We start from the raw sequence: 12688 nt of genomic DNA, 5'->3' as shown, positions 1-12688 counted from the left end.
ACCAGTCTTGATGATACAGTTATATATATGTATTTGGTTTGATTAGAAACCAAATTAAACCGAGCTTCTACGATATAATTTTCAAGTCTTTAACAAAAAACTCCAAGCCTAGGTAACTTTTGAAATCGTCTTCATAGCTTAAACTTCTAGGACTTGCGCTTTTGTTCCCTGTACGTCAAAATTATGCCCCAGACAGAAAATCAAACTCAAGTTACAGATCGTCCTCAAGCAACTAAAACCGCCATTCTTGTTATTGGTGGTGCAGAAGATAAAGTGCATGGCAAAGAAATTTTACAAACTTTCTGGCAATGTGCTGGTGGTACTGATGCCATAATTGGCATTATTCCCTCTGCTTCTCGCGAACCTGCTCTGATCGGTGAACGCTACTATCGTATTTTTGCAGATATGGGAGCAAAAGAAATCAAAGTACTGGATGTCAGAGATCGCGATGGAGGTAGAGACTCAGCCTATTTACATTATGTAGAGAACTGTACGGGTATCTTTATGACTGGTGGCGATCAACTTCGCTTGTGTGGTTTACTGGCAGATACTCCCCTAATGAACTTGGTTGTGGAAAGAGTTCGAGCCCAAGAAATCGCTCTAGCAGGAACTAGCGCAGGTGCAGCAGTTATGGGACATCAGATGATTGCAGGCGGTAGTAGTGGAGAATGTCCCAATCGTGCTTTAGTCGATCTGGCAATGGGATTAGGCATCATTCCTGAAGTATTAGTAGATCAGCATTTTCATAACCGTAATCGCTTGGCTCGCCTCTTAAGTGCTATTTCTGCTCACTCTGATTTATTAGGAGTAGGTATTGATGAAGATACCTGTGCCATGTTTGACAGCGATCGCAATCTTCAGGTATTAGGAAGAGGAACTGTAACCATAGTGGATGCTAGAGACATATCCTATACTAATCAGAACCAAGTACATGGTGCTGACCCCATTAGTATCCATAATTTGAAACTGCACGTTCTTCGTTATGGCGACCGCTACAATCTGGAGGGACATCAAGTTATTGCCAGTTCTTGAAGAATAAGACGATAAAGATAATAGAGGAGGTGATGTAGGCGAAAAAACAGGATAATAGAGGAGGTGAGTTGTCATCGGAAAAATTTTCTGATGATATTCTTTTAAAAGTTTTTGGTTCTTCAATACTAAATACTCAGTCATTAAACCATGACTTCGATCCTTCCGTTACTTTCTGTTTTATAGTAACCTACTTTATCTGATAAAAGTTCACCATGAACAGCTTATCCAGTCCCAGCAGAGAGAAACTTGTTTTGTGGTTTTATCATCTTTAGCATCTAAAGTTCTAATAATCACCGACAAACAAGTTGATCAAGTCTATCGATCTTCGTTTTCCTAACTAAGTATCATATTTAGCTATCTAAGTAAACCCTATATCACACTGCCCTTGTAACTCAAGCCAACATGAGAATCCTTAAAACTCAAACTCTAAGAGGTCCTAACTATTGGAGTATTCGTCGCACTAAGCTCATCGCGATGCGACTCGATCTCGAAGAATTAACCGAAAAAACATCAGATCAGATTCCAGGTTTCTATGATGGTTTAGTTCAACTATTACCAAGCGTCATCGAACACTACTGTTCTCGCGGACATCGAGGAGGGTTTCTAGAAAGAGTTAAAGAAGGGACTCTCATGGGTCATATTGTGGAGCATATTGCTTTAGAGCTTCAAGAGTTAGCGGGAATGCCTGTTGGTTTTGGTCGTACCAGAGAAACCGCAGAGCAAGGAGTTTTTAACGTAGTTTATGAGTACGTAGAAGAGCAAGCAGGGCGTTACGCAGGAAGGGCAGCCGTGAGACTGTGTAACTCAATTGTGCAAGCTGGCACTTATTCCCAAGCAGAATTAGAACAAGACATTGCAGACCTGAAAGATTTATACGCCAATACTGCTTTAGGTCCTTCCACCGAAACTATTGTCAAAGAAGCCGACGCACGAAAAATTCCCTGGACGCTCCTCAGAGCGCGAGCTATGCTACAACTGGGTTATGGGGCAAATCAAAAACGGATTCAAGCAACTCTAACTGAGAGTTCCAGTATTTTAGGCGTAGAATTAGCCTGTGATAAAGAAGGTACAAAAACGATATTAGGTGATGCAGGAATTCCCGTTCCTCAAGGTACAGTAGTTCAATATTTAGACGAGTTAGAACAAGCAATAGATACTGTTGGGGGTTATCCGATTGTGATCAAACCCCTAGATGGCAATCACGGAAGGGGTATTACTATTGATATTAATAGCTGGCGAGAAGCAGAATTAGCTTACGATTTAGCTAGTGAAGCATCGAAAACTCGTTCGGTCATTGTTGAGCGTTATTATAATGGTAGCGATCATCGAATTTTAGTGGTTAACGGTCAAGTAATTGCGGTGGCAGAAAGAATTCCCGCCCACGTCATCGGAAATGAAAAATCAACAATCGAAGAATTAATTGCTGCTACCAATCGCGATCCCGACAGGGGGGTAGGACACGATAATATTCTGACCCAAATTACCGTCGATCAAACCTCTTTAGCTGTTTTACAAAAACAAGGCTACGATCTCAAAACGATTTTACCCCAAGGAACAACTGCCTATTTACGAGCCACAGCTAATCTAAGTACAGGAGGAATTGCCATCGATCGCACTGATGATATTCACCCCGAAAATATCTGGTTAGCAGAAAGAGCAGCTAAAATTATCGGTCTGGATATTGCAGGGATTGATGTGGTAACTCCAGATATTACCAAACCCTTAAGAGAAGTGGATGGGGTGATTGTCGAAGTAAATGCAGCACCAGGCTTTAGAATGCACGCTGCTCCCAGTGTGGGGCTACCCCGTAATGTGGGGGCTGCGGTACTTGATATGCTGTTTCCTGCCAATGCTCCTAGTAGAATTCCCATCATCGCCATTACAGGGACTAATGGTAAAACTACCACCACCAGAATGACCGCTCATATCTATCGTCAGACAGGCAAAGTTGTCGGTTATACCTCTACTGACGGGGTTTACATCGGTGATTATTTGGCAGAAAAAGGTGATAACACAGGTCCTTATAGTGCAGGAATGATTTTAAAAGACCCCACTGTAGAAGTAGCAGTGTTAGAAAGTGCCAGGGGAGGCATTTTAAGATCGGGATTAGCTTTTGATCGCTGTGATATCGGTATTGTGTTAAATGTAGCAGCAGATCATTTGGGTTTGGGAGATATTAATACCATTGAACAAATGGCAAGAGTCAAGGGGGTAGTAGCAGAAACCGTTAAACCAGATGGTTATGCAATTCTAAATGCCGACGATCCTCTAGTGGCTGCGATGGCACAACAAGTAAGTAGCAAAGTAGCCTATTTTTCGATGAATCCTGATAACCCCATTATTATCGATCATCTGCGACGCAATGGTATGGCTGCGGTCTATGAAGATGGTTATCTATCAATTTTAGAAGGAAATTGGACGCTGCGGATTGAAAAAGCAGTCAAATGCCCCGCCACAATGGGGGGAATGGCTCCTTTTATGATTGCTAATGCTTTAGCTGCTTGTCTGGCTGCTTTTTGCCAAGGAGTAAATATTGAAACTATTCGTCGCGGAATTAGAACCTTCAACCCTTCTGCCGAACAAACTCCAGGACGCATGAATCTCTTTGATTTGGGAGAATATCACGTTTTAGTAGATTATGCTCACAATCCTCACAGCTACGAAGCAGTAGGCAGCTTTGTCAGCAATTGGGAAGGAACAAAAATTGGTGTTGTCGGAGGTCCTGGCGATCGCAGAGACGAAGATTTAATTCTTTTAGGTAAAATCGCTGCGCGAGTATTTGACCGTATCATAATTAAAGAAGATGACGATAAAAGAGGCAGAAAGCCAGGAGAGGCAGCAAATTTAATTGCTAAAGGCATTTTTCAAGAAAATTCCCAGGCTAACTATGAAACCATCCTGGATGAAGTAACAGCCATCGAAACTGGCTTAAATGATGCCCAAGCTGGTAATTTGGTGGTGATTTTCCCTGAAAGCGTCACTAGAGCGATCGCTGATATCAAAAAACGCATCTAAATTTATTTATCAAAATGGGAGTGCAATATACTGCTTGGTCAGCAGCATTTCCTAACGTCAATTCTAATGGGTAAACACAATCAATCTTTAACAGTCAAGAACTCTTTACAATAAGTTGAAGAAACAATATTTTAGTAAATTTAGTGAGACACTTCCCTTAACAGAATGTCAGATATAAAGTAAGGTCGTAAAGAGTAGTAGAAAGTATGTAGTCGTGATTGTCCGAGGGTAACTTCTAAAATAATTAAAGCAAATTTAAGAAATTTAGTCCTATATTATAATTATCAATTTAAGTTTCTAGATATTATTTACACTCATTTAAATAAAATGTATCTCAATCTAACGTCGCTAAATTTTCTAGGTATTCTAAATGATTCGTATTTTATTAGTAGATGACCAAACCCTATTATGTGAAGTACTCAAAACTTGGTTAGAAGTTGAAGAAGACTTTCAAGTTATTGGGGTTGCCCATAACGGCAATGAAGCATTATCTAAGATAGAAATGCTACAACCTGACATAGTTTTAATGGACATTGATATGCCAGAAATGGATGGCTTAAATGCTACTCAAATTATCAGTGAGCGTTTTCCTGAAGTAAAAGTGATTTTTCTCAGTGGTCATGATGAAGATGACTATTTGGGAAAGTCTTTACGAGCAGGAGCAAAAGGTTATCTGCTAAAAAATACTACCGCCGAAGAATTAGCAGACAAAGTTCGCTACGTTTATCACAATAGTAGTAACGTTGCTCTTTCTGTAGATCAGGAGATGGTAGCAGGTATTCAAACCCAGCTTGAAGAACTAATGGAAACCTATCGCCATAAGTTCCAAAAACAGCTAGAAGGCTCTCACCAATCAGAAACAGTAGTGGCAGAATATGATGCTAAATTTAAACGGCTAGAAGTATTTTTACTGCGAAAACAAGAGGAATCTTTACAGCGTATTAGGCAAGAAACTCGGTCAACTTGGGACTCGATTCATAAAGAAATTTCCAATACCAATACTCAATTTAACAGTGCCAACCGCAGCCTAAGCTCCCAAGTCAACCAGCAAATAGTTAATCTAAAAAAAGATATCGATGTTGAATTAAATAAAGCCCTCGAAGATTGGTCGCGTCAAAGAGCAGCCTTACAAGAATGGGCAGTTCAACGAGATGAAATGCAGGTTTCTGCGGAGGACTTTCAATCAAAATACCGTCGAGAATTAATGTCTACTATTAACCCGTTTCGAGCCTCTTTTAGAGATATCGATAGGCAAATCGCCACTATGCGTAACTGGTTAATCGGTTCAATTTTGCTCGCAGCAATGTCCTTAACTTTCTCTAGCTGGTTATTGGCCTCTAACTTTGTTTCTGGCAACACAACCGATTCTCAAATTCAAAATCAATAGGGCAACCGCGTTAGAATAGACTATACGTGAGCGTAAACCTTACTTAACAAAAACTCTTAATGAGTCCCTATTTTATCAAAGTTTCAGAACAATCATTTTATGTTTGACTCTATTGACTCTGCTCTGGCGGATATAAAAGCAGGTCGTCCTATTGTAGTAGTAGATGATGAAAATCGAGAAAATGAAGGTGATTTAATTTGTGCTGCTCAGTTTGCTACTCCTGATAACATTAATTTTATGGCAGTAGAAGCCAGGGGATTAATTTGTTTAGCCATGACTGGAGATCGCTTAGATGCCTTAGATTTGCCTTTGATGGTGAGTAAAAATACCGACAGCAATCAAACAGCCTTTACCGTAAGCATCGATGCTGCACCCCGTTTAGGAGTCAGTACAGGTATTTCCGCAGACGACCGCGCTCGCACCATTCAAGTCGCGATCAATCCTGCAACCCAACCAGAAGATTTAGTTCGTCCTGGGCATATTTTCCCCCTCAGAGCCAGAATTGGAGGAGTTCTCAAACGAGCAGGACACACAGAAGCAGCAGTGGATTTATCCCGTTTAGCGGGTCTTTACCCTGCTGGGGTGATTTGCGAAATTCAAAACGCCAATGGCTCAATGGCTAGATTACCCCAATTAGTAGACTATGCCAAGAAACACGACCTCAAGTTTATTAGCATCGCTGACTTAATTAGTTATCGTCTCAAGCATGACCGCTTTGTCTATCGTGAAAGCGTCTGTAAATTTCCTTCTCAGTTTGGTGAATTTGAAATTTATGCCTATCACAATGCGTTAAACAACACAGAACATATTGCCATTGTTAAAGGCGATCCTCAAGAATTTAAAAATCATCCCGTAATGGTACGGATGCATTCAGAATGCCTAACAGGGGACGCTTTAGGCTCTTTGCGCTGTGATTGTCGGATGCAGCTACAAGCAGCCCTGAAAATGATCGAAACTACGGGTTCTGGAGTTGTGGTGTATCTCCGCCAAGAAGGTCGGGGAATTGGTTTAATTAACAAGCTTAAAGCCTATTCGTTGCAAGATATGGGTTTAGATACGGTAGAAGCCAACGAAAGATTAGGTTTCCCTGCGGATTTACGAGATTATGGCATGGGAGCGCAGATTCTCAATGATTTAGGTATCGCTAAGATTTGCCTGATTACTAATAACCCCCGCAAAATAGCAGGACTGAAAGGTTATGGTTTAGAAGTTGTAGATCGTGTTCCCCTATTAATTGAAGCCAATAGCCATAACTCAGAATATCTCGCTACTAAAGCCAGAAAACTCGGTCACTTGCTACTACAAACCTATATTGTTACCGTTGCTATTTCTTGGCATGATGCTTTAAAATCTGCTACGGCACGCTACGAAAAACTAGATAAAATTCGTCATTTAGCTCAGTCTCATCACTTCCTATTACAAGAAGAAGCTCGTCCTATTGCGATCGCACTTTTCTCTACTCCTTCTTTGATATTTCATCTCGGCTTCGATCAAACCAGCTTGGCAAAATCCGATTGGTATCAAGATTGCAACCATCCTTACATGAAAGGAATTAGCCAAATTTTAGACCATCTACAAAGCTGGGAAGCAGTAGCAAAATTAGAATTTCTGGTTGCCACAGGTGAAGACCCCATGCTAGGGTTACAGGTCAAACTAGACCGAGAATGTCACTCTTTGGCTCAAAAACCCTCTGAACTCTGCGGTAACTTACAAAGTCAAACTATCTACAGTTTTGAAAGATAAAGCGATCGCTATAAGCGATCGCTTTCAAAATTAAGTCAATGTTATAATATCTACAAGAATCAAATCTGCGGTTAGCTAAAAACCAAACCTTAGCTAGCTGCTTTTTTTACGTTTCAAAACACCGATAGTACCCATAGCTAATAAGCCCAAAATAGAAGCAGGTTCGGGAGTAGTCTCAGTATCAGGGTCTACAGGAGGGTCTACAGGATCGACGGGATCGATGGTAATTTCACCACCACGAGCCGTAAATAAATATCCCCCATCTACATCTCTGTTGATACGGTCATTAATTAAAGCATTAACTCCATTATCAAGTAAAGCTCCATTAACTGCTGAACCATCTAGTTCTAGAGAAACTCGATCGTCACCAACACCATAGGCAAATCCAGCACGAGCAGAATTTCCTCCTAAACCATTTTCATCACTTCCACTGGCTTGTCCACTTTCCCACAAGATTTGATCGTAGTTAAACTCAATATCAAATCCACCAGTTTCTACATCAGAGCGATCTATTAAAACTAGCTGAAAGCTATTTAAAGGGTTGTCATTACTGTTAAAATATCCGACATCAACCCAGTTAACACCAAAAGCATCACGACCATCAACTGTTCCCATACCATAAGTCACAGGTGAAGAACCTGCTCCTCTAGTATCTACATCAGCAAAGAAAGGTGCAATGATTTGTTGATTAGTTTCAAGAAGGCTGAAAGGAGTAAAAGTACTTAAAGAATCATCAAAAGTAACGTTTCCGTTGTTGTTAACGTATAGTTCATCGGTTTCTAAACCACCCAGGTTAACTTCAAAACCGATAGGTACTAAACCTGTAGAGCCATCATCATTAGCTGCTAAAACATTGGAATCAAAACCAGAACGAACTGCTGCTGCTTCTGCAAATTGAGGAGTAGCGATAACAGTTCCTAAAGCTATAGAAACCATCCCTAATGACAAAGATGTGGCTTTGAATCCACTGACATTTTTACGATTCAATATTCTATACTCCGAAATAATTGTGTGTTTAATTAAATGTAATTATTCCTCTGAAAAAATTACACTTAGAGATATTTAATCTCTATATAACAGTTATAAATAGGAACTCAGTCGATCGTAAATAGTTTAATACACCTAAATAAAATATTCTTTTTGTTAATAGTATGAATTTTTTATTTACCTTCAATAAATACTGATAAATATATTTTTTTGATTTGTAAGATTATATAATGGACATTTCTTTATTCGCCTAACAATACATTTAATTAAGATAAAAATTAGGTAAAGCTAACTTTTTATACGCAGAAATAAGGTTAAATTGAGTACGATCTCGAGTGTTAAATATACTGTTATTTTATAATTCCTTAATTTACTTAAGTACAGTAAGTTTAGGAAACACCTATTGCAAAAATTACAAATTTAAAAAAAAGAAAAATTATTTATAATTAGTTTTGCGATCGCCTATAAGATAAAAATTTAAAATTATTAATTTAAAGATTGGTGTTGCAAAAAGCGATCGCATTTCGTTTTCTAATTTTTTCAAAGTTTATTTGACCATAGTTAATGACTATAATATTTAGCCGTTATATTGACGCTTAAAATTTTTTTCTCACAGGCGATCGATTTTGTCTGTGATTTGGGAATTGTGTGTATAACAAAGCAAATGTAAAGATGTTTAAGTTTTAAATGAATTTAAAAGAATTATATACACATACTTCAGATAAAAACCTTATTAATTCTGTAGTTGCAAAAAAAATACAACAAAAAAAAATACCTTTTAATAAACCTTTTATTACAGGACGGGAGTTTGGCTATATCAAGCAAGCAATTGCAAATAGTCATTTTTCAGGAAATGGTCACTTTACTAAAAAATGTCAGACTTGGCTAGAAAAAAATGTTAATTGTCAAAAAGCATTATTGACTCATTCTTGTACCGCAGCGTTAGAGATGGCAGCTATTCTTGCAAATATCCAGCCTGGAGATGAGGTAATTATGCCTTCCTATACTTTCGTCTCTACTGCTAATGCTTTTGTTCTAAGAGGCGGTATTCCTGTATTTGTCGATATACGCCCTGATACTTTAAATATTGATGAGTCAAAGATTGAGGCTGCTATTACTTCAAAAACAAAAGCGATCATACCAGTTCATTATGGTGGTATAGGTTGCGATATGACAACAATTATGGAAATCGCTCAAACTCACAATTTGTTGGTGATTGAGGATGCTGCTCAAGGAATAATGTCAAAAGAAAAAAATAGACCTTTAGGAAGTATTGGACATCTAGGTGCTATGAGTTTTCATGCAACTAAGAATATTATTTGTGGAGAAGGTGGTGCATTATTAATCAATCATCCTGAATTTATTGAAAGAGCCGAAATTATTTGGGAAAAAGGAACAAATCGTAGTCAATTTTTTCAAGGAAAAGTTGATAAATATACTTGGGTAGATATGGGTTCTTCTTATCTTCCTAGTGAAATCAATGCAGCTTTTTTATTAGCACAGTTAGAAAGTGCAGAATTAATCACTCAAAAAAGACTTAATCTTTGGCAACAATATCATAGAGGATTTGCCGAGCTAGAAAAAGAAGGTAAACTCCGCCGTCCTTTTATTCCTAATGAGTCTCAACAAAATGCTCATATATATTACATAATATTGCCTGATTCAAAGACTCGTACTACTGTAATTAAAAAACTAAAGTCTCAAGGAATAAGTTCAGTATTTCACTATATACCATTACATTCTTCTCCTTATGGTCAAAAGTGCAGTTATACAGAGGGAAATTTAGAAGTAACTGAAGATTTGTCTACTCGTCTACTTCGTTTACCTTTATTTCCTGGTTTAACTGAATATCATGTGGAGCTAATTGTCGATCTTATTTATCAGTTTCTCTAAATTAATGAATGTATATAGTAATAGCCCGTAAAACTTGATGTCATTCAAAAATAATGTTATTTCTGGGTTCAAATGGTCTTCTATTTCTCAAATAGTAAGGCAAGGAATGCAATTTTTAACATTAATCATTCTTGCTCGTTTATTATCTCCTTCCGATTTTGGTGTCTTAGGAATAGCATTAATTATTACTAATTTTATTGCTATTTTTAAAGATTTGGGTACATCAGCAGTAATTATTCACAAGAAAGATATCTCTAATTCTCTTAAAAATACTATTTTTTATTTTAATTGTTCTTTTGGGTTACTAGCTACTTTAGTACTATTTTTGATTGCTCCCGTAATATCTCAAATATATACAGAGCAAAAGCTATTATTAATTCTTAGAGTCCTTTCTTGTAATTTTACTATTTCTAGCTTTAGTACTATACATAAAGCATTACTAGAAAAAGAACTCAAATTCAATCAATTAGCAAAAGTAGAAATTATCGCTACCGTAATTTCTTCTACAGTGAGTGTTGTATTAGCGTTATTAGGCTATGGAGTTTGGAGCTTAGTTTATCAAATTTTGATAATTACCACAATTACCACAGTTCTTTTATGGTGTAACACTCAATGGAAACCTAATTTTTCTTTTAATTTAGGTGAGTTAAGAGAAGTTCGTGAATATAGTTTAAGTCTTACTGGATATACTATATTTAATTTTTTTATAAGAAATGCAGATGATTTTTTGATTGGGAAAGTTTTGGGAACGCAAGCATTAGGATATTACACTCTGGCATATCGATTAATGTTGCATCCTCTTGTAAGTATTTCAACAGTAATTGCTAGGGTTATGTTTCCTGTATTATCAAAAATACAAGAAGATAATGCAAGATTTCGCTTTGCTTATTTAAGAGTAGTGGGAATTATTGCTTTAATTACATTCCCTATAATCATGACTATATCTATCATAGCAGAACCACTAATATTAACTTTTTTTGGAGAAGAATGGAAACCAGTAATTTCACTATTACTAATCTTTACTCCTACTGCTATGATCCAGTCAATTACTACAACTGTAGGAATAATTTATCAGGCAAAAGGACGTACTGATTTGATGTTACAGTGGGGTATTTTCGCTGGAATATTAATAATTTTTTCTTTTGTTTTTGGTTTGCGATGGGGTATTAACGGAGTAGCGGTAGCTTATAGTTTTACGTCTTTTTTTATTCTATTTTATCCTAGTATTGCGATTCCTTTTAAGCTGATAGATTTATCTATATTTAGATTAATTGAAATTCTCTGGCGATCTTTTATTAGTAGTATTTTTATGTCAGCGATCATTTCAAAAATTGAGTTTTTTCTATCTCATAATTTACCAACTGGATGGGCTTTAGCTATTTTAGTTCCATTGGGAATATTTATTTATTTACTAACAAGTTGTTTGATTAATCGTCAGCAATTATTGGCAGTTATAAACTTAGCAAGATAAAAGTTAGTAAACGTAGACATCATGAAAATAGTAAAACAAAGACTTATCTTAAAAGATTCCTTATTATTTGTTAAAGTAGATAGCTATATTAAACAGCTAGGAAATCATGCTACCAAAAAATATGGTTTGATAGCAGATGAAGATATCTATTTTTGTACAAAACGTTAAATTTCTATGTCTCAAAATAAAATAACTATTATTCATAGCTTTCCCACTTGGCTAACTCCAACTCAGACTTGGATGTATAACTTAGTAAAGTATGTTCCAGAAAGTATCAACAATCATATAGTTTGCAAAAGAACTCAAAATTTAGATCGATTTAATTTACCAAATATTCATAGCCTTGCTGATGAGTCATTAGTATCACTTCTGTGGGAAGAATTACTTCTACGAAGTAGTTTTAAAAAAACTTCTAACTTTCTCATTAATCAAGCCAAAAAATATCAAGCTCAAATACTTCATTCTCACTTTGGTCATCTAGGTTGGGCTAATCTACACAATGCCCAAACTTCGCAATTAAAACATATAGTAACTTTTTATGGATATGATGTTAATTGTTTTCCTCAGCAAAATCCTATTTGGTTAACTAGGTATCAACAATTATTCGATCAAATAAGTTGTGTACTTTGCGAAGGAAGCCATATGGCTCAAAGTATTATTAATTTAGGATGTCCAAAAGAAAAAGTAAAAGTTCAGCATCTAGGGGTAAAAGTTAACAATATTAGTTACAAACCTAGAAAATGGCAGCAAAATCAGCCTCTAAGAATCTTGATTGCAGCATCTTTTGTCGAGAAAAAAGGTATACCTTATGCAATTGAAGCTTTGGGCAGAATTAAAGATGATGTTGACTTAGAAATAACAATTATTGGAGATGTAAGCAAGAGCAAACCTAGATACAGAATAAAAAGAAGTCAGTTAGAAAAGCAAAAAATTTTAGATTTAATTACTAAGTATAAATTAAATTCAAAAACTAAAATGTTGGGATATCAATCTCATGATGTTTTTTTTCAAGAGGCATATAAACATCATATATTTTTGTCTCCTAGTGTGATTGCTGAAGATGGAGATACTGAAGGTGGTGCGCCAGTATCAATTATAGAAACAGCTGCAAGCGGAATGTTTGTTATCAGTACAACTCACTGTGACATTCCAGAAGTTAT

9 protein-coding genes are annotated in these 12688 nt (G+C 36.8%); 8 read left to right on the top strand and 1 reads right to left on the bottom strand.

Going from position 1 to position 12688, the window contains the following annotated elements; translation table 11 throughout:
• Positions 1–183: 183 nt before the first annotated feature.
• The 4 genes from H1P_RS12985 to ribBA all read left to right on the top strand — a co-directional run bounded on the left by H1P_RS12985 (position 184) and on the right by ribBA (position 7177).
• Positions 184–1032 carry a cyanophycinase gene (locus H1P_RS12985; protein WP_144867729.1) on the top strand — a complete coding sequence of 283 codons (849 nt, stop codon included), beginning with the start codon at positions 184–186 and terminating at the stop codon, positions 1030–1032.
• A 402-nt stretch (positions 1033–1434) separates the two neighbouring features.
• A complete protein-coding gene (cphA, locus tag H1P_RS12980; RefSeq protein ID WP_144867727.1) occupies positions 1435–4047 on the top strand; it encodes a cyanophycin synthetase in 2613 nt (870 codons plus the stop codon).
• Between the two features lie 370 nt (positions 4048–4417).
• Positions 4418–5434: a response regulator gene (locus tag H1P_RS12975; protein ID WP_144867725.1), complete on the top strand. Its 1017-nt coding sequence runs from the start codon at positions 4418–4420 to the stop codon at positions 5432–5434.
• A 99-nt stretch (positions 5435–5533) separates the two neighbouring features.
• A complete protein-coding gene (gene ribBA, locus H1P_RS12970; protein WP_144867723.1) occupies positions 5534–7177 on the top strand; it encodes a bifunctional 3,4-dihydroxy-2-butanone-4-phosphate synthase/GTP cyclohydrolase II in 1644 nt (547 codons plus the stop codon).
• A 93-nt stretch (positions 7178–7270) separates the two neighbouring features.
• Here ribBA and H1P_RS12965 read toward each other — a convergent pair whose 3' ends face one another.
• Positions 7271–8164, bottom strand: a complete 894-nt coding sequence (locus H1P_RS12965) for a nidogen-like domain-containing protein (protein ID WP_222427043.1) — start codon at positions 8162–8164, stop codon at positions 7271–7273.
• Positions 8165–8851: 687 nt separating this feature from the next.
• On the opposite strand from H1P_RS12965, the gene rffA reads away from it, so the two are divergent.
• The 4 genes from rffA to H1P_RS12950 form a co-directional block, all read left to right on the top strand.
• Positions 8852–10057 (top strand): dTDP-4-amino-4,6-dideoxygalactose transaminase, encoded by a 1206-nt coding sequence (gene rffA, locus H1P_RS12960; RefSeq protein ID WP_144867721.1) that lies wholly within the window; start codon positions 8852–8854, stop codon positions 10055–10057.
• Positions 10058–10094: 37 nt separating this feature from the next.
• The gene (locus H1P_RS12955) at positions 10095–11528 is read left to right on the top strand and encodes an MOP flippase family protein (protein WP_144867719.1); all 1434 of its coding nucleotides are present in this window, start codon (positions 10095–10097) and stop codon (positions 11526–11528) included.
• Between the two features lie 21 nt (positions 11529–11549).
• Entirely contained in the window at positions 11550–11696 is a 147-nt protein-coding gene (locus tag H1P_RS36040) for a hypothetical protein (protein ID WP_186375950.1), read from the top strand.
• Between the two features lie 72 nt (positions 11697–11768).
• Positions 11769–12688: glycosyltransferase (locus tag H1P_RS12950; RefSeq protein WP_186375949.1), on the top strand; the 920-nt coding region annotated here is incomplete at its 3' end.

This window comes from Hyella patelloides LEGE 07179 (genome assembly GCF_900659865.1).
GTDB lineage: Bacteria > Cyanobacteriota > Cyanobacteriia > Cyanobacteriales > Xenococcaceae > Hyella > Hyella patelloides.
This window is presented reverse-complemented; position numbering and strand designations above follow the sequence as displayed.